At 50.9% G+C, this 18,063-nt stretch carries 21 protein-coding genes; 15 read left to right on the forward strand and 6 right to left on the reverse strand.

Annotation, left to right across the window (positions count from 1 at the left end):
- Window positions 1–11: 11 nt before the first annotated feature.
- Both AOC34_RS04050 and AOC34_RS04055 read left to right on the forward strand, forming a co-directional pair.
- Window positions 12–1,436, forward strand: a complete 1,425-nt coding sequence (locus AOC34_RS04050) for a 3'-5' exonuclease family protein (RefSeq protein WP_108468884.1) — start codon at window positions 12–14, stop codon at window positions 1,434–1,436.
- 92 nt (window positions 1,437–1,528) lie between these two features.
- Window positions 1,529–2,536, forward strand: a complete 1,008-nt coding sequence (locus tag AOC34_RS04055; RefSeq protein ID WP_108468885.1) for a Bug family tripartite tricarboxylate transporter substrate binding protein — start codon at window positions 1,529–1,531, stop codon at window positions 2,534–2,536.
- An 86-nt stretch (window positions 2,537–2,622) separates the two neighbouring features.
- Here the strand turns inward: AOC34_RS04055 and AOC34_RS04060 are convergent, their stop codons facing one another.
- A complete protein-coding gene (locus tag AOC34_RS04060; protein WP_108468886.1) occupies window positions 2,623–3,525 on the reverse strand; it encodes a LysR family transcriptional regulator in 903 nt (300 codons plus the stop codon).
- Window positions 3,526–3,676: 151 nt separating this feature from the next.
- Here AOC34_RS04060 and AOC34_RS04065 point away from each other — a divergent pair, with 151 nt between their 5' ends.
- The 7 genes from AOC34_RS04065 to AOC34_RS04095 all read left to right on the forward strand — a co-directional run bounded on the left by AOC34_RS04065 (window position 3,677) and on the right by AOC34_RS04095 (window position 8,569).
- Window positions 3,677–4,237: an RrF2 family transcriptional regulator gene (locus tag AOC34_RS04065; protein WP_159074806.1), complete on the forward strand. Its 561-nt coding sequence runs from the start codon at window positions 3,677–3,679 to the stop codon at window positions 4,235–4,237.
- A 96-nt stretch (window positions 4,238–4,333) separates the two neighbouring features.
- Entirely contained in the window at window positions 4,334–4,663 is a 330-nt protein-coding gene (locus AOC34_RS04070) for an ArsR/SmtB family transcription factor (protein ID WP_108468888.1), read from the forward strand.
- Entirely contained in the window at window positions 4,660–5,148 is a 489-nt protein-coding gene (locus tag AOC34_RS04075) for an arsenate reductase ArsC (protein WP_108468889.1), read from the forward strand. Before AOC34_RS04070 ends, AOC34_RS04075 begins: the two co-directional genes overlap by 4 nt.
- 2 nt (window positions 5,149–5,150) lie before the next feature.
- Entirely contained in the window at window positions 5,151–6,161 is a 1,011-nt protein-coding gene (gene arsB / locus AOC34_RS04080) for an ACR3 family arsenite efflux transporter (RefSeq protein ID WP_108468890.1), read from the forward strand.
- A 27-nt stretch (window positions 6,162–6,188) separates the two neighbouring features.
- The gene (gene arsH, locus AOC34_RS04085) at window positions 6,189–6,917 is read left to right on the forward strand and encodes an arsenical resistance protein ArsH (protein WP_108470041.1); all 729 of its coding nucleotides are present in this window, start codon (window positions 6,189–6,191) and stop codon (window positions 6,915–6,917) included.
- A 68-nt stretch (window positions 6,918–6,985) separates the two neighbouring features.
- Window positions 6,986–8,152, forward strand: coding sequence for a DUF3300 domain-containing protein (locus AOC34_RS04090; protein WP_159074807.1), 1,167 nt, complete (start codon window positions 6,986–6,988; stop codon window positions 8,150–8,152).
- A 24-nt stretch (window positions 8,153–8,176) separates the two neighbouring features.
- Window positions 8,177–8,569, forward strand: coding sequence for a Rap1a/Tai family immunity protein (locus tag AOC34_RS04095; protein ID WP_108468892.1), 393 nt, complete (start codon window positions 8,177–8,179; stop codon window positions 8,567–8,569).
- Window positions 8,570–8,579: 10 nt separating this feature from the next.
- On the opposite strand, the gene AOC34_RS04100 is transcribed toward AOC34_RS04095, so the two are convergent.
- From AOC34_RS04100 to wrbA, 3 genes are read right to left on the reverse strand one after another with little or no spacing between them, the layout of a single operon-like run.
- Entirely contained in the window at window positions 8,580–10,001 is a 1,422-nt protein-coding gene (locus AOC34_RS04100) for an FAD-binding oxidoreductase (RefSeq protein WP_108468893.1), read from the reverse strand.
- 11 nt (window positions 10,002–10,012) lie between these two features.
- Window positions 10,013–10,453 (reverse strand): DUF2069 domain-containing protein, encoded by a 441-nt coding sequence (locus AOC34_RS04105; protein ID WP_108468894.1) that lies wholly within the window; start codon window positions 10,451–10,453, stop codon window positions 10,013–10,015.
- A complete protein-coding gene (gene wrbA, locus AOC34_RS04110; protein ID WP_108468895.1) occupies window positions 10,453–11,058 on the reverse strand; it encodes an NAD(P)H:quinone oxidoreductase in 606 nt (201 codons plus the stop codon). The genes AOC34_RS04105 and wrbA overlap by 1 nt, the downstream gene beginning before the upstream one ends.
- Before the next feature lie 76 nt (window positions 11,059–11,134).
- Between wrbA and AOC34_RS04115 the strand changes: the two genes are divergently transcribed.
- The 4 genes from AOC34_RS04115 (at window position 11,135) to AOC34_RS04130 (ending at window position 14,845) form a co-directional block, all read left to right on the forward strand.
- Window positions 11,135–11,986 (forward strand): YhjD/YihY/BrkB family envelope integrity protein, encoded by an 852-nt coding sequence (locus AOC34_RS04115; protein WP_108468896.1) that lies wholly within the window; start codon window positions 11,135–11,137, stop codon window positions 11,984–11,986.
- A 90-nt stretch (window positions 11,987–12,076) separates the two neighbouring features.
- Window positions 12,077–12,535: a CBS domain-containing protein gene (locus AOC34_RS04120; RefSeq protein ID WP_108470042.1), complete on the forward strand. Its 459-nt coding sequence runs from the start codon at window positions 12,077–12,079 to the stop codon at window positions 12,533–12,535.
- Between the two features lie 32 nt (window positions 12,536–12,567).
- On the forward strand, window positions 12,568–13,683 hold the full coding sequence (gene aroC, locus AOC34_RS04125) for a chorismate synthase (protein ID WP_108468897.1): 1,116 nt from the start codon (window positions 12,568–12,570) through the stop codon (window positions 13,681–13,683).
- Window positions 13,684–13,696: 13 nt separating this feature from the next.
- On the forward strand, window positions 13,697–14,845 hold the full coding sequence (locus AOC34_RS04130; RefSeq protein ID WP_108468898.1) for an MFS transporter: 1,149 nt from the start codon (window positions 13,697–13,699) through the stop codon (window positions 14,843–14,845).
- A gap of 32 nt (window positions 14,846–14,877) precedes the next feature.
- Here AOC34_RS04130 and AOC34_RS04135 read toward each other — a convergent pair whose 3' ends face one another.
- Window positions 14,878–16,545, reverse strand: coding sequence for an electron transfer flavoprotein-ubiquinone oxidoreductase (locus AOC34_RS04135; RefSeq protein ID WP_199908321.1), 1,668 nt, complete (start codon window positions 16,543–16,545; stop codon window positions 14,878–14,880).
- The gene (locus AOC34_RS10375) at window positions 16,542–16,676 is read right to left on the reverse strand and encodes a hypothetical protein (RefSeq protein WP_267895153.1); all 135 of its coding nucleotides are present in this window, start codon (window positions 16,674–16,676) and stop codon (window positions 16,542–16,544) included. Before AOC34_RS10375 ends, AOC34_RS04135 begins: the two co-directional genes overlap by 4 nt.
- A gap of 22 nt (window positions 16,677–16,698) precedes the next feature.
- On the opposite strand from AOC34_RS10375, the gene AOC34_RS04140 reads away from it, so the two are divergent.
- Window positions 16,699–17,400 carry a CoA transferase subunit A gene (locus AOC34_RS04140; RefSeq protein WP_108468899.1) on the forward strand — a complete coding sequence of 234 codons (702 nt, stop codon included), beginning with the start codon at window positions 16,699–16,701 and terminating at the stop codon, window positions 17,398–17,400.
- Window positions 17,401–17,411: 11 nt separating this feature from the next.
- On the forward strand, window positions 17,412–18,062 hold the full coding sequence (locus tag AOC34_RS04145; protein WP_108468900.1) for a CoA transferase subunit B: 651 nt from the start codon (window positions 17,412–17,414) through the stop codon (window positions 18,060–18,062).
- The last annotated feature ends 1 nt before the right edge of the window (window position 18,063 follow it).

Consider the following 18,063-nt stretch of genomic DNA (forward strand, 5'->3'; position numbering starts at 1 on the left):
ATTAGGTATTCATGCCACGCACCGATTCGGTCTTTGCCTTTGTTGATATTGAGACCACGGGCTCACGGGCGGAGCTTGACCGTATTACCGAGATCGGCATTCTGACCCTCGATTCCGATGGCGTTTCGGAATGGTCGCGCTTAGTCAATCCAGAAACCTACATACCCAAAAATATTCAACAGTTGACGGGCATCACCCCCGAGATGGTGGCCACGCAGCCAACGTTTTCCGAGATTGCCAATGCGCTCTATATGGAGCTCAAAGACAAGATCTTCATCGCCCACAATGCCCGCTTTGATTACAGCTTCATTAAGGCTGAGTTTAAAAAAGTTGGGATTGATTTTGCGCCCAAGGTACTTTGTACGGTAAAGCTCTCGCGGCGGTTATTTCCCAATCAAGCGCGCCATAACTTAGATACCTTGATTGCGGTGCATGGCTTGCAAGTAGCCAATCGCCACCGCGCTTTAGATGATGCCAAATTGCTGTATGACTTCTGGCAAGAGTGCATTCGCTTATTCGGACCAGAGCACTTACAAACCGAGGTGGATTATTTGCTTGGTAATTCGAGCTTGCCAGTTCACATCGATAAAGCGCTAGTAGAGGAGATTCCGAGTCGCCCCGGCGTTTATATGTTCTACGCAGAAAATCGCCAGCCGCTCTACATCGGCAAAAGCATTGATTTGCGCGCGCGGGTGAAAGGACACTTTCATGCGGCGCTCACCAATCGCAAAGAAATGAAGATTGCCATGCAGGTCCGTGACATTGATTGGATCGAAACGGCCGGAGAATTTGGTGCCTTGATTTTGGAATCGCGCCTCATTAAAGAAAAGCTACCCACCTTTAATGTCAAGTTGCGTCGCTCCAAAGACTTGTGCGCATGGCAGCTTCTCGAGTCTGCTGAACACCTTCAGGTGCAGCTCGTGAATCACCAGGATTTAGAACCTGGCAAGCAAGATAACTTATATGGCCTTTTTTACAATAAGCGGGAAGCCTTGGCGAGCTTGCAATCGATTGCTAAAAAGAATCAACTGTGCGAGGCCATTTTGGGCTTAGAGAAGCGACAAGGGCAGGGAGCTTGTTTTGGTTTTCATGTGAAGCAGTGCAACGGCGCCTGCATCGGAGCAGAGTCGCCGGCGATCCACAATCTGCGGCTCAAAACGGCACTCCTTAAATTGAAAGTCGCATCCTGGCCCTATAAAGGTGCAATCGCCATCCACGAGGGCGACGACTTGCATCTGTTTGATCATTGGTGCTACCTGGGTACGGCAGCGAATGAGGTGGAAGTAGAAGAGCTGCTGAGCGAAAAGCAGCCGGAATTTGATCTGGATATTTATAAGATCATCCATAAAACCCTTAAAAAAACAAAGGAATTAGGCTTGCTCGTTACCGCCCTGGAAGCCCCGCAGAATTGCCATGAGGCTGTCGAATTCCCCTAAAAAGCGCCTTGTCCTATCTCCTAGGGTAAGTACCGTTTCCGCTTTATTAAAAAATTGCGACTATGAATGTCCATTCTTCCGGAGGAGCATTCATGAAGCATTCGATTAAACGCACCGCGCTGTCTACTGCCATTGCCCTGGGCATTGCTGGCTTTGCTGCTAGCCCCGCTATGGCGTGGGAACCTACTAAACCCGTTGAGTTTGTGATTCCTGCTGGTCCTGGCGGCGGTGCTGACCAGATGGCCCGTATGATCCAAGGCATCATCAGTAAGAACAACCTGATGAAGCAATCGATGATTCCAGTCAATAAATCGGCTGGCGCCGGCGCTGAAGGCTTCTTATCCGTTAAAGAAGCCAAGGGCGACCCCCATAAGATCGTCATTAGCTTATCGAACCTCTTTACCACTCCCTTAGCCACTGGCGTTCCCTTCTCCTACAAGGACATGACCCCGGTCGCGATGCTGGCCCTCGACCAGTTCGTGCTCTGGACCAATGCCGATAAGCCCTATAAAACCGCTAAAGAGTACATTGATGCCGTTAAAGCCGCTGGCCCCAATAAGTTCAAGATGGCCGGCACTGGCTCTAAGCAAGAAGACCAGATCATTACCGTAGCCCTCGAAAAAGCCACTGGCACCAAGTTCATCTACGTTCCCTTTAAGGGAGGCGGTGACGTGGCAGTTCAGCTCGTGGGTAATCACGTGGACTCCAGCGTAAATAACCCAATCGAAGCGGTAGCCCAGTGGCGCGCCGGTAAACTCCGTGCCCAGTGCGTGTTTGACGATACCCGTATGCCTTACAAAGAGAAAATCACGCCTACCCAGTCCTGGAATGACGTACCTACCTGTAAAGAAGTGGGCGTTCCAACCGACTACGTGATGCTGCGCGGCATTTTCATGCCCCCTGGCGTAACCCAAGATCAGGTCAATTACTACGTGGACCTCTTTAAAAAGGTCATTGCCACCCCAGAATGGAAGAAGTTCATGGCCGACGGCGCCTTTAACCAAACCTTCATGAGCGGCAAAGAGTTTGATAAGTGGTTAGACGCGAACGCTGCCTTGCACAGACAGCTGATGCAAGAAGCTGGATTTATTGCGAAGTAAGCAAGCAAGTTCGGCGGAGATCATTCCGCCAGCAATAGAAAACGCCTGGTAATCCCAGGCGTTTTTTTATCTCCATTGACAGATTTTTATCTTACCAATTTTTGACCTACCGTTTGCTTTAAGATGGTTTGCACCAGCGGGTGATGTATCCGCTTTTCCGACCGTATGGCGTAAAAATATTCATGGATGTCTTCGCAGGCACCTACCGGATGCACTTGGTAATGGTGTTCGAGCTCGGACAGCAAAATGGATGCCGCCGGAAATACACCAAAGCCACTCGATCCAAAAGTGACCATTAATGCGTTGTCCTCAAACTCCCCAACGATGTTCGGTGTAATGCCCAATTTTTCAAACCACAAATCCAATTTAAAGCGTACGGTCGAGTGGTAGGTTGGCATGATGACGGGAATGTCGGCAAGGCTGTAGGGAAAATTCTCTTTTGCTTGCTCGAGCAACTCGGCTGATGCAAGCCAGCTTACCGCTGAATGGCCCAGCTCCTGACTGTAGAGGCTCATGTTTTTATTGACGGGAGCAGGGCGATCAGCAAAAACGAGGTCTAGGCGATGCAGGGCCAAATCAGCCAGCAAGTCCTCGAATTCCCCTTCATGGCATACCAGCTGAATTTGCTGCTCATGAATGATGCTATCGAGTAATTCTTTGCTGACGAGCTTTGGTAAGCCGTCGGCAACACCCAAAGCTAGGCGATTTCGGGGTATGGCAGCAGACCCGCTGACGATGCTCGGTAACTTTTCACCGATCTGAAAGATTTGGTCCGCCAATTTCATGGCAGCAAAGCCAGCATCGGTGAGTGCTAGGCCCCGTCCGGCTGGCTTAAATAGTAAATGACCTAAGTCTTTTTCGAGCTCATGTACTTGCGTACTGACGGTTTGCACTGCAATATTGAGCCGGCTGGCAGCCTTGGTCATGCTGCCTTCCTTAGCCACTACCCAAAAGTAATGTAAGTGCCTGTAATTAAAAGACTGTGTCATGCTTTTGCATCCATAATTTAACTAAGAATCCCTCGGTATTATAGGATAATATTCAGTAAATAACGAAAATATATTACCTAATTATCTTCTTTTTAATGAATGAATTTAAGTCTAAAGTGTATTCATCAAGATCCATAAGGAGTAGATGAATATGAAAATCACCACTAAAAGTCGGTATGCCGTCGAAGCCTTGGTTAGTTTAGCGAGCCAGTCTCAGGGTAAATATGCGATTAACTTGCAAAACATTAGCAAGCAGACCGATATTTCTGTTTCCTACTTAGAGCAGATTTTCAGTAATTTGAAAACCGCCAAACTCATCGATAGCCATAAGGGCCCAGGTGGTGGTTACTGGTTAACGCGTCCACCGCAAGAGGTATCGATTGGCGACATTATGCGTGCGGTTGATCACAGCAAAGGATCTACAGATGGCTTGGATGGCGCAATTTGGCGTGATTTAGCTATCAAAATGGAGTCATACATGGACTCGATTTCGCTGGCTACCTTATTGCCGCCAAAGAGCAGCACACCGGATTTGCCCGATGCCAATTTGATTCATAAAAAAGTGGATCAAAAGAAGGCAAAGAAAATGCTCAGTAATTTGAAGCCCATGATTGCGCAGTCACCTAAGCGCATGGCAAAAGACATCGGCAGCATTGCGAACTCGGTGTTTAGCTGGGGCGGCCAACTCAATAGCAAGGCACTCAAAAGCTAAACTGTTTTTCGGTATGAACAAAAGGGCTATGCGATTGTCATAGCCCTTTTTTTTGGCTGTCACAGATCCGTCATATATTTCCATTATTATCGAAATATGAAAAATAATGACGCCGTCAATGCCTTCCTCGCCCTAGGGCAGGAATCCCGATTGAATGTCTTTCGCTTGATAGTACAAAAAGGCGATGTCGGCTTAACGCCAACCCAAATCCATGAAATGCTGGGCATACCCAATGCCACACTGAGCTTTCATTTAAAAGAACTGATGCAAGCCCAGCTAATTACGCAAGAGCGTCAAAGCCGCAATCTCATTTACCGACCCAATGCCATCCACACTGCGGCCTTGGTCGAATTTTTACTGGATAACTGCTGCGGCGGTCAATCCTGCCTTCCTAAACCCCTTACTCGAAAGGTGAAAGCGCTATGAAGCAATACAACGTTTTATTCCTATGCACGCACAACTCGGCTCGTTCCGTTTTAGGTGAGGCTTTGGCTTCAACCCACCCGAGTGGCCGTTTTATTGGTTACTCTGCCGGATCTACGCCTGGCACCCGAGTCAATCCGTTTGCCGCTGAGATCGCAGGTGAGCTGGGATACGACAACAGCAAACTGCGCTCAAAAAACTGGGATGAATTCGCCTTGCCGGATGCGCCGAAGATGGATTTCATTATTACGGTTTGCGACAATGCGGCTGGCGAAGTCTGCCCAGTTTGGCCAGGCAATCCGGCTACTGCGCATTGGGGCTTTCCAGACCCATCGCAGGTAAGCGGCAGTGATGAGGACAAGCGCCGGGCTTTTCGGGATGTGATGATTGGCCTTAAAAAACGCATTGATATGCTCGTCGATCTTCCCCTTGAAAAGCTGGACGCACTGAGCATTCAGAGTGAACTCAAAAAGCTAGCGAAGGTTTAAACGTGGGACTATTTGAACGGTATTTGACGGTATGGGTTGGTCTGGGCATCGCTGCTGGCGTAGTGCTAGGTTTGCTCATGCCGGGGGTGTTTCAATCCATTGCGCTGATTGAGTTTGCGCACGTCAATCTCGTGGTTGCTGTCCTCATCTGGATCATGATTTACCCGATGATGATCCAGATTGATTGGAGTGCTGTAAAAGACATTCATAAAAAACCCCAGGGCTTGTTCTTAACGCTCGTGATTAACTGGTTGGTCAAGCCGTTCACCATGGCCGCATTGGGCGTGCTCTTCTTCCAATACATTTTTGCGCCCTGGGTGGACCCTCAGTCGGCGCAAGAATACATTGCCGGGATGATCTTACTTGGCGTAGCACCTTGCACTGCGATGGTATTTGTCTGGAGCCAATTGGTGAAGGGTGATGCGAATTACACCTTAGTTCAGGTATCGGTCAACGATCTAATTATGGTGGTTGCCTTTGCACCGATTGCTGCCTTTCTATTGGGCGTCACCGATGTGACGGTGCCTTGGGAAACACTCCTCATTTCAACCATCTTGTATGTGGTCTTACCCCTCGTTGCGGGCATTGCAACCCGCTTTGTATTGGCTAAGCGCTCGGCCGATGCAGTAGGGCACTTTGTAGCGAAACTCAAACCCTGGTCGATTGTGGGTTTGATCGCAACCGTCGTGTTGTTGTTTGGATTTCAGGCCAATACGATTATTGAAAAGCCCCTCATCATTGTCTTGATTGCAATTCCGCTCATTTTGCAAACCTACGGGATCTTCTTCGTTAGTTGGTGGGCTGCCAAACGACTGAAGTTACCGCATGACGTCGCAGGCCCGGCGTGTTTGATTGGAACCTCCAACTTTTTTGAACTCGCGGTAGCGGTAGCGATTTCCTTGTTTGGCCTGAACTCGGGCGCAGCCTTAGCCACGGTGGTGGGGGTTTTAGTCGAAGTGCCCGTCATGCTTTCGTTGGTGGCCATGTTGAATAAATGGCGGCCAGAGCATTAAAGTAGTGCGCTTATTACAATGAATGCCATGACTTCGTTTGATGCCACCCAGACAGATGATTTGCCACAGCTTGATCGAGCGAGCTTTGCAATTCCAAGCACGGTTCAATTGCAACATCCACAGCCTTCCCATGCGCCACGTTTTTTATTGCTCTATGGATCGCTGCGAACACGTTCTTTTAGTCGGCTACTCATGGAAGAGGCGGCTCGTATCCTGACCTTAATGGGTGGAGAGGTTAAGATCTTCAATCCGAGTGGTTTGCCTTTACCCGATGATGCTCCGGAAACCCATCCCAAAGTAGCGGAGCTGCGTCAGCTTTGTGAATGGTCTGAGGGGATGGTGTGGTGTTCACCCGAACGCCATGGTGCGATGACTGGAATTCTGAAAGCGCAAATCGATTGGATACCCCTTAGCATCGGTGCTGTAAGGCCCACCCAAGGCAAGACTTTGGCCTTAATGCAAGTTTGCGGCGGCTCGCAATCGTTTAATGCGGTAAATCAAATGCGTGTTCTAGGCCGCTGGATGCGCATGATTACGATCCCCAATCAATCGTCGGTTGCCAAAGCCTTCCTTGAATTTGATGAGCACGACCGCATGAAACCCTCTGCGTATTTCGATCGCGTCGTCGATGTGCTCGAAGAGCTGTATAAATTTACCCTGCTGACCCGGGGTAATGCAGACTATTTAGTAGATCGTTACAGCGAGCGCAAAGAAAGCGCCGAAGCCTTGATGCGGCGAGTTAATCAAAAGGACTAAAGCATCTCTTTGCGCATCGTCAAATTCATGACAAAATAAGCCTTCACTCGTACTCAGGGGCTTTTATCTTGCGACTTACCCGATTGGCCGTATTGGCTACCACTGCGCTGAGCACATCGGCATTCTTGGTGGGCTGTGCATCGAATACCAACACCATGCCCAACGAAGGGCAGTCGTATATGCAAAGCGCATACGATCCTGGTCAGGCTCAATCTCCGGCATTCTCACAGCAGCAGTTGCAATCGCTGGTTTCCTCGATTGCGCTTTATCCCGATTCGCTGTTGTCTCTCATGTTGCTCGGCTCCACTTATCCTCTGGAAATTGCGGAAGCCTATAACTGGAGGCGAAGCAATGCTAGCCTCAGCGGCACTGCCTTGCAAAACGCATTAAAGACGCAAACGTGGAATGACAGCGTCAAGTCGCTGATTTCGTTTCCGCAAGCCTTCAATATGATGGGCAGCAATTTAGAGTGGACGCAAAATTTAGGCAATGCCTATAAATTGCAGCCCGCCGATACGATGAAAGCAGTTCAAGCCTTGCGTAAGCGGGCACAGCAAGCGGGTACGTTAAAAACCAATGCGCAGATGACGGTAGTAACGGATCCGAATTCCAATATTCTGATCATGCCGGCAAGTACGCAGGTGGTGTATGTCCCCACCTATAACCCCAACGATGTGTATGGCCCATGGCCTTATGCAGATTACCCGCCATACCCAGCCTACAACCCTGCATGGGGCATGATGGCCTTTGGTGTTGGTATGGCCATCGGCGCGGATTTTTGGTCAACCCCCAGCTGGAGTAATGGCACGATCAATGTGAACAACACCAGCGATGTCATCCGCCCTAATCGAGGCATTATTGGTCCAAGCAGTATTCAGAATCAGCAGCGTTTGGCCAATGATTGGAAGAACAATGCAACGGCGCAGCAAAAGCAAGACGCACGGCAGTTAGGTCAGCGCGCTAATAGTGACTTTCAGAAAAATGCGACAGCCCAAGAGCGTCAGCAAGCGAGCCAGCTAAACCAATCGGCGCGTGCCGATGCGGCGCAAGATCGAGCCAACCCCAATGTCGATCGGGAAAGCCTGCAAGAAAACGCCTTGCGTAACCAGGCGCGCTCGGATGCTAATCAAGACCGCTTTGGTGGAGATCGTGGCGGCTTTGGCGGCGACCGCGGTGGCTACGGTGGCGGTCGTGGCGGCTTTGGCGGCGGCCATTTTGGCGGCTTTCGGCGCTAATCAATCAATAAAACAGATCTCAATATGAACGCACTCTATTTTTTACAGTCCCTGCGGCGCGCCGCATTCCTCTTTGTGGCGAGTGGTGCAATAACTACGAGCGCATTGGCGCAAACCCCTTTACCGAATAGCGATGCATCTACCGCTGCGTTTGTAGCACTCTGTCAAAACCGCGCTGATGTTGAAGCGCAGAATTTTTGCTTTGGTTTTGGTGAGGGTGTCTACCAAGCGCATGTGATGCAACGCGGCCCAAATGCCAAATCAACGATTTGCGTTCCCAAGGGGATGTCGCGCGATACGGTACTTTCTGAGTTTTTAGTGTGGACGCAAGCTCGCCCCCAATACAACGGGGACTATGCTGCCAAAACCATTATTCGCTTTTTAAGTAGCCGCTACCCCTGCGCTAAAACAAAGTAAGGCGGACTCGTTAAATCGAGACCACTTTATTGGGGTTGAGGATGTTCTCTGGATCGAGCGCACGCTTGATCGCTTTCATCATGTCGTGGGCTACTGCACCGCGGTGCGCGCGCAAGCCCTCCAGCTTGAGTTGACCGACTCCGTGCTCAGCGGAGATTGAGCCGCCGCACTGTTCAACCTGTGCGTAGACCAGTTCATGAATAGCGGTTTCTTCAGCTTGATTAAATGCGTGAGGGTCAACACCCTTTGGCGGTGCAATGTTGTAATGCAAATTGCCATCGCCGAGATGCCCAAAGTTAATGATGCGGATGCCGGGATATGCAGCGCGCATTAAAGCATCGGTATTTTGCATAAATTGATCTAGGCTCGATAGGGGCAGGGTAATGTCGTGTTTTAAGTTCGCCCCTTCTTGTGCCTGAGCGAGGGTAATGTGTTCCCGCATCTGCCAAAAGGCTTGCGCTTGCGCAAGATTGCTCGCAATGATGGCATCCGATACCAAACCGTCTTCCAGGGCAGTCTCTAAGATTTGCTCCAGCAAGAGCCGTACATGCTCTTCGCTCTCATGATCGGACAACTCAACCAGGATGGTGTAAGGCGGGTTGTTGCTCAGTGGATTTGCCATTTGCGGAAAATGGCTGGCACATAAATCCAAGGACTCCTGCGTCATCATCTCAAATCCAGTGAGCAAGGATGCTGCTCGCTTTTGAAATAAACCCAAGAGGGCAATCGCTGAAGGAATATCCTTGGTAGCAACGAGAGTGGTCCACTGCGATAGAGGAAGGGGGTATAGCTTTAATACGGCTGCAGTAATGATGCCTAAGGTTCCTTCTGAACCAATGAAGAGATCGCGCAAGTCATATCCGGTATTGTCTTTGCGCAGCCCTTTGAGACCATGCCAGATTTCTCCTTGGGCAGTGACGACTTCCAAGCCCAAACACAGGTCCCTTGCATTGCCATAGCGCAGTACATTCGTGCCGCCGGCATTGGTTGCTAAATTACCGCCGATCATGCAACTACCTTCCGCTCCTAGGCTGAGGGGAAAGAGGTGACCTGTCTCAGCAGCCTTCTCTTGGAGCGACTGCAAGATGCAGCCTGCTTCAACCGTCATGGTTTGATTGGCAATGTCGGTGCTACGAATGTGGCTCATGCGTTTTAGGCTAAGGACGATTTCATGGCCGCTGGGGTAAGGGGTAGCACCGCCACAAAAGCCCGTATTGCCACCTTGCGTGACGATCGGCACTTTAGCGGCGATACAGCATTTCACAATAGCAGCCACTTCTTCTGTGCTGGCCGGCATCACGACGGCAATTGCCTTGCCGGTAAAACGCTTGCGCCAATCCGTTAAAAAGGGCGCCTTATCGTCTGCACTGAGTAGGACATGATTTGGCCCAACAATCGATTGCAATTCGGCGATAAACGATTCGGTATGCATGGCTTGATTTATTACGGCGTGGGTTGCTCGTCGGACTGCTGCTTGGATTGCAATTCTTTTTCTTTTTTCTGCCGTTTGTATTCTTGCTTGAGTGGCTTCAAATACATCAGTACGGCAATAAAACCAATCAGACTGAGGAGGGTTTCTAGCACAGCCATCCAAAAATTCGCACCGGTTTCAAATAAGCGCACTAAGCCTTCAGTCATGTAAATCAAGATCAGCATCGAGGCCCATTGCATGGTGTAGTTCTTGGCTTTCCAGATGCCCGGTATGGCAAAGAGCAAAGGCAGGCCTTTGAGTGCCATCCAAGAGCCACCGGGTCTGAGCGGAGCAATAAACCATTCCCATGCTACGCACAGCAGAAATAGCCCGGCGAACGCAGCCGTTGCGATTAAGACGTATTTATCTTTCGCCTCAATCGACTGCAGTAAGGTGTTTTGAGAATCTGCCATTAACTTGCTGACCGCAATTGCAAAGCAATTTGTGCCAAGCGTTTGCCTTGGGCAATGGCTAAGCGTTTTTCTTCTGGGCTAATGGGCGCACGGCCATCCGCATGGGCGAGGTGGGTGACGCCGTAGGGACTGCCGCCAGTCGATGTGGTCATCAGGTCGGGTTCGCTGTACGGTAAGCCGACTAGCAGCATGCCGTGGTGGAGAAGTGGAATCATCATGCTCAGTAAAGTCGTTTCTTGACCACCATGCACGCTACCGGTACTGGTAAAAACGCAGGCGGGCTTGCCACTTAATGCACCGCTGAGCCACTGTGCGCTGCTGCCATCCCAGAAGTATTTCATGGGAGCGGCCATATTGCCAAAGCGAGTGGGCGAGCCCAGCGCCAAGCCAATGCATTCTTCTAGATCACGGTATTCCGCATAAGGCGCTCCATCTGCTGGCACTGCGGGTTCGGTTGCTTCGCAGACGCTGGAGACGGCGGGCACGCAGCGTAGCCTAGCGCTCGCACCCGGAACAGATTCAATGCCCTCGGCAATCAGCCGCGCCAAATCGCGGGTGGCGCCATAGCGGGAGTAAAACAGCACCAATATGTCAGCGGTATTCATAAAACAGACCCCATTCGTCTTCTCTTATTCCGTTTAATCCTGGCCGTACGCCTTTGTAATCTCTTATGATACGGCGATGCAGCTTATTCGTAATCCCCAATTATGGCTTGCTTTGGCCCGTGAGTTAGGCCAGCGCAATCGCCACCTGCTGCTAAATCAAGTGGCGGGCAGCCTGGCCTTTACGACGACCCTGGCCCTGGTGCCGATGTTTACCGTCGGATCGATCCTGATTGGCTACGTGCCACAGGTCATCGAGATGAAATACGCCCTGCAAGAATGGATATTGAATACCTATTTGCCTGGAGGCATAAACCAGCCGATTTTGCGTTACATCGATCAGTTTTCTGAAAAAGCCAAGGGCTTAACCTTGTTTGGTTTGGCGGGCTTATTTGTAACGACTGTGCTCACGATGGCGGTGATTGAGAAGGCCTTTAATCACATCTGGCAGATTAAAGATAAGAGACCATTTTTGAAGCGGACGGCCATCTATTTTTCAGCCACGATCCTAGGTCCTTTGGTATTGGGTATTGGGATCTACCTCAGCGGGTGGTTGCTGAGCGAAACCCAGGGCTTAACCGAAGCGGTCTCGATGGGGTTTGAGGTCTTCGCCCTCGTTATTCCGCTCTTACTTACGATCAGCTTGTTTACTCTGGTGTACAAAGTATTGCCATTTACCTTCGTTGCATGGCGCGATGCCCTCATCGGCGCCTTGTTCGCTGCAATTGTCTTTGAGTTAATGAAATACGGTTTTGGCTTTTTTGTGACGAAGGTCCCGTTTTATAAGACCGTCTACGGCACCTTTGCCATCCTGCCATTGGCACTCATTTGGGTTTATGTGACGTGGTGGGTAACCTTGGCTGGCGCATTGCTCGTAGCCAATATGCCCTTGATCCGATCTGGCTTGCTGCAGACGCAGCAGCCGAAGTAAGGGAGATTCCACCTTGCAAGCCCTTGCGCTTAGGGCTATATTGGACTTAATTTAGTGGCCTTGTTTGGCCGCATCGATCAAGGAGCAATCATGAAAGTCAGCGATATTTTGCAGGTGAAGGGCAGCGTGCTTTACACCGTGGCCCCCGATGCTCCTTTGCAAACCGCCATTTTGGTGATGAGTGAGCATGACATTGGCTCTTTGGTGGTCATGGACTACGACAAGCTGATTGGGATCCTGACCTTCCGCGAGGTGATTAAAACCTTGGCATTGCATCGCGGTACTGTCGATGGCCTCACCGTTCGCTCTGTGATGAGTGCAGAGCCCTTAACCTGTTCGATGGAGACCGAACTTGACGAGGTCCGCCGCATTATGCTCACCCAGCATGCACGTTATTTGCCGGTGGTCGATCGGCAGGTTTTGATGGGGGTGATTTCCTTTTACGACGTGGCAAAGGCCGTAGTTGAGGCCCAGGACTTTGAAAACTCGATGCTCAAGGCCTACATTCGGGATTGGCCGAGCGATGAAACGGAAAAAACCGCAAACTAAGCCCCCAATGCCGGCAATGCCATAATGACGGTATGTCTGGAAATACCTTAGGCCTCCTATTTAGCGTAACTACCTTCGGGGAGTCCCATGGCCCTGCCATTGGCGCAGTAGTGGACGGCTGCCCACCCGGAATGCTTCTGAGTGAGGCGGATTTACAGCACGATTTGGATCGTCGCAAGCCAGGTACCTCACGCCATGTCACCCAGCGCAAAGAAGAGGACAAGGTTGAAATTCTGTCGGGCGTATTCGAGGGAAAAACAACCGGTACGCCGATCGCATTATTGATTCGCAATACCGATCAGCGCAGCCAAGATTACGGCAACATTTTGCAAACCTTTAGGCCTGGTCATGCCGACTATGCCTACCACCATAAGTATGGTTTGCGAGATCCGCGTGGAGGTGGTCGATCTTCAGCGCGATTGACGGCGCCCGTCGTAGCCGCAGCAGCGATTGCAAAAAAATGGCTAAACGAGCAGTATGGCACCCGCATTTACGGTTACATGAGTCAGTTGGGCGAACTTGCTGTGCCCTTTGAAGATGCAGAGCACATCGAGCGCAATCCCTTCTTTGTTGCCAATAACTCCATGTTGCCTCAGCTAGAAGACTATATGGACAGCTTGCGCAAGGCAGGGGATTCCTGCGGTGCCAAGATTGAAGTACGCGCAACCCATGTACCCATGGGTCTGGGTGAGCCTCTATTTGATAAGCTCGATGCCGATATTGCCCATGCGATGATGGGCATCAATGCCGTGAAGGGCGTTGAGATTGGTGCTGGCTTCGCCGCAGTAACGCAGCGTGGCAGTGAACATGGCGATGAGTTGCATCCCGACGGCTTTGCAAGTAACCACTCGGGCGGTACATTGGGCGGTATTAGCACTGGCCAAGACTTGCGCGTTGCGATTGCGATCAAGCCAACTTCCAGCATCATGAGCCCGAAAGAATCGGTTGATCTGGATGGTAAGCCGATGACGGTGCAAACCAAAGGGCGGCATGATCCTTGTGTTGGTATTCGGGCAACCCCGATTGCCGAAGCCATGTTGGCATTGGTATTAATGGACCATGCCTTGCGTCACCGTGCACAGTGCGCTGATGTTCAGGTGGCAATGCCAGCCATACCAGGCGCCCGTCCTGGCGCGCAATCTTCCTAAAGCACAAACACGAATGACGCTATCGGTACGCTGGGCCTTCGGGTCCTTTTTCTTTTTGTACTTTGCCTACGTCGGTCTCATTTCGCCTTTTGCGAGCCTGTATTTTGTAGATAAGGGATTTAGTGCGATTGAGATTGCGGTACTGATGTCGATGCTTCAAGTGACCCGCATCTTGGGGCCGTTTTCATGGGGCTGGTTATCCGACTATCTCTCGAATCGAATTGGCATTATTCGCTTCTGTGCGGCGCTTGCTAGCCTTGTGTTCTTGTGCATCTTCTTCTTAGAGAGTTACATCGCTTTTTTTGTGTGGATGTTTATTCTGCACACTATCTTAAGTAGCCTGACTCCGCTCGGGGAGGCGGCTACAGTGCATGCTTTATTTAAAGATGACTCCTTTGATAAACGCTATGGGCGATTGCGCTTATGGGGTTCAATTGGTTTTATCTGCATGGTGCTGTTAGCCGGTGAATTTTTTGATCGATTTGGTATTGCTTGGTTTCCGTGGATCGGCGCAGCAGTGCTCTTTTTGCTGGCAATCGATACTTGGTGCATGCGTGAACCGAAGCTCGATCGGCGGCCGATGGTACGCGGTGAAATGCGCGGTGTTTTAGTTAATCCCGATGTCCGTTGGTTTTTGGTATCCGGGTTTTTTATGATCTTTGCGCACGCCGCCTTGTATGTTTTTTTCTCCTTGTACTTAGTCAGTCTCGGATACGACAAATGGGAGATTGGTCTCTTTTGGGCGCTCGGTGTTTTTGCCGAAGTGGTTTTCTTTTACTTTCAGAGCAAAGTGCTCAGCCGCCTTGATCCTGAAGTGGTGTTGCAAGCGACGTTTGGCATGGGCGTCGTGCGCTTCATGTTGATCGCCTTGTATCCGACGACGGCCGTGTTGATTCTGGCGCAGGTATTGCATGCGGGCACCTTTGCGGCGCACCACAGCGCCAGCGTCAAATTGATTCAGCGCTGGTTCTCAGGCCCCTTGCAAGCCCGTGGTCAAGCGCTATTCACCACGGTGTCGTATGGCTTAGGCGGTACGCTGGGTGGTCTTGCTGCCGGCTGGGTTTGGGAGGCATTGCAGCCACGGGATGTGTTTGTGATGTCCGCTTTGGCTTGCGGTCTCGCGGGCCTGGCGATTCAGAAAGTACGTCCTCGCACTATTTAGGGTGAAGCAGGTCCCATGCAGGGACCTTGCAACTACATCGATGAATAGTTGGGACCGCCGCCACCTTCGGGCGTAATCCAAATAATGTTTTGCGTGGGATCTTTGATGTCACAACTCTTGCAGTGCACGCAGTTTTGCGCATTGATTTGCAATTGCGATTCACCATTGTGTTCAACGTATTCGTATACGCCAGCGGGGCAATAGCGTTGCTCTGGACCGGCATAGGTTTTTAAGTTGACCTGCACCGGCACCGATGCATCTTTCAGCGTGAGGTGGGCTGGTTGATCTTCCGCATGATTGGTGTTGGAGATAAAAACCGAAGAGAGGCGATCAAACGTAATCTTGCCATCGGGCTTAGGGTAATCAATCGGATGATGCTGCGAGGCTGGCTCAAGGCATTCGTGATCGGCGCGGCGATTATGAATCGTCCATGGGGGATTGCCACCCAAGAGTTTTTGCTCTAAGCCAACCATGGCAGTACCGAGGTAGAGTCCTTTAGCCATCCATGGCTTGAAGTTTCTGGCTTGATTGAGTTCGGTATGCAACCAACTGTTTTCAAATGCGCTGGGATAGGCCGACAGAATGTCATTGGAGCGATTTTCGATAATCGCGTTCACAGCAGCATCGGCTGCCAACATCCCGGTTTTAATGGCAGCATGGCTGCCTTTGATGCGCGATGCATTGAGGTAGCCGGCATCGCAACCAATCAGAGCGCCACCCGGAAACACCGTTTGCGGCAGGCTATTTAAGCCGCCCGCAGCGATGGCTCTAGCGCCATACTCAAGGCGTTTACCGCCTTCAAAGGTGGGCCGAATAGCGGGATGCAATTTGTAGCGTTGAAACTCTTCAAACGGACTCAAGTAAGGATTCTTGTACGACAGCCCAACGACAAGACCAACCGCCACTAAATTTGTTCCAAAGTGGTACAGGAATGAGCCGCCATAGGTTTGTGCATCCAGCGGCCAACCTGCGGTATGTACTACCAGCCCAGGGCGGTGCTCTTCGGGTTTCACTTCCCAGAGTTCCTTAATACCAAGGCCATAGCTTTGCGGATCGCGGCCGCGATTTAAATCAAAGCGCTGCATTAGTTGCTTGCCTAAATGGCCGCGGGCCCCCTCAGCAAAGAGGGTGTACTTCGCATACAGCTCCATGCCAAGCTGAAAGTGATCGCCCGGTTTACCTGATTTGGTAATGCCCATGGAGCCCGTTGCAACACCCCGAACCGCACCGTGTTCGGTATACAGAATCTCCGCTGCAGCAAAGCCGGGAAACACATCCACGCCGAGTGCTTCTGCTTGCTCGCCGAGCCAACGGGTGAGGTGAGCCAGGCTAATGATGTAATTGCCCTCGTTTTTGAAGCAGGCCGGCAAAATCCAATTGGGGAATTGGTAGGATTTTTCCTCGGTCAAAAACAGAAACCGATCGGCGCTGACCGGTGTATTTAACGGCGCACCCCGTTCTTGCCAATCTGGAAATAGCTCAGTGAGGGCTCTGGGGTCCATGACCGCCCCCGACAGAATATGGGCGCCGATTTCAGAGCCTTTTTCGAGAACGCAAACGCTAATCTCGCGATTTCGGCTAGCGGCGAGCTGTTTAGCGTGGATTGCGGCCGATAGCCCAGCTGGACCGCCGCCAACAATCACGAGGTCATATTCCATTGCCTCACGAATGGCGCTGTTATTGGTGGCAAATTCAGTCATGGCGTTAGTTTAGTTCCATTCTGCGCATCCATTTGGGGATCGCGCGCATTTGCCTTGAAGGGCGTCCGGAATGAACGACCCGCTCCCTGAAAGGGCTCTAAGGGTATGATGGTGTTTTTCCACTTTTGCATACATTTTTTAGGACAAAAGCCCATGAATAAGACGTACCCATCGGCAATCGAGGCATTGCGCGGTGTATTAAAAGATGGCCAGACCATTGCAGTCGGTGGCTTCGGTCTTTGCGGCATTCCCGAGGCCTTGATCGCTGCAGTCCGCGAGCTGGGCGTACAAAACCTGTCAGCCATTTCAAACAATGCCGGCGTTGACGGCTTTGGCCTTGGCTTGTTATTGGAATCGCGTCAGGTCAAAAAAATGATCGCATCCTATGTGGGCGAGAACAAAGAATTCGAGCGTCAGTATTTGGCCGGCGAATTGGAACTGGAATTCACGCCCCAAGGTACCCTAGCTGAAAAGCTGCGGGCAGGGGGTTGCGGTATTCCAGGATTTTTCACGAAGACGGGCGTCGGTACCATGGTTGCCGAAGGCAAGGACGTGCGCTCGTTTGACGGCGAAGATTACATTTTGGAGCGCGCATTGGTTCCTGATGTTTCCTTAGTGAAGGCATGGAAGGCGGATCGTGCCGGTAATTTGGTGTACCGCTACACCGCACGTAACTTCAATCCCGTGGTTGCCATGGCTGGCAAAGTAACCATTGCGGAAGTAGAAGAGATTGTGGAAAACGGTGAGCTCGATCCAGACCAAATTCATACCCCCAGTATTTACGTGACTCGCCTCGTGCTCAATGCCAATCCCGAAAAGCGGATTGAGCAGCGCACATTGACACAAGCCGCTTAAAGGAAAAGAAGATGCCGTGGAATAGAGATGAAATGGCGGCGCGTGCTGCCAAAGAATTACAAGATGGTTTTTACGTCAACCTCGGTATTGGTATGCCGACCTTGGTTGCGAATCACGTACCCAAAGACATGGAAGTCTGGTTGCAATCCGAAAACGGCTTGCTCGGCATTGGTCCATTTCCGACCGAAGCAGAGGTGGATGCCGATTTAGTCAATGCAGGCAAGCAAACGATTACCTTAATCCCTGGCTCCGCTATTTTTTCTTCGGCGGATTCCTTTGGGATGATTCGGGGCGGAAAGATCAACATTGCTATTTTGGGTGCGATGCAAGTGAGCGAGCACGGCGATTTGGCCAACTGGATGATTCCAGGCAAGATGGTCAAAGGCATGGGCGGCGCAATGGATTTAGTGGCTGGCGTTAAGCATGTCGTGGTCTTGATGGAGCACGTTGCCAAGAAAAAAGACGGCACCGAAGAGATCAAGATTTTGCCTAAATGCACATTGCCCCTGACTGGATTGGGTGTAATTAATCGTATCATCACCGATTTAGGCGTGCTTGACATCACTCCCAAGGGTTTAAAACTAATGGAGTTAGCCCCTGGCGTGACAAAAGAAGAGATCATTGCCAAAACGGGTGCCCCAGTAGACGTTACAGGGTTTTGAT

Source organism: Polynucleobacter difficilis (genome assembly GCF_003065365.1).
In the GTDB taxonomy this organism is placed as follows: Bacteria; Pseudomonadota; Gammaproteobacteria; order Burkholderiales; family Burkholderiaceae; genus Polynucleobacter; species Polynucleobacter difficilis.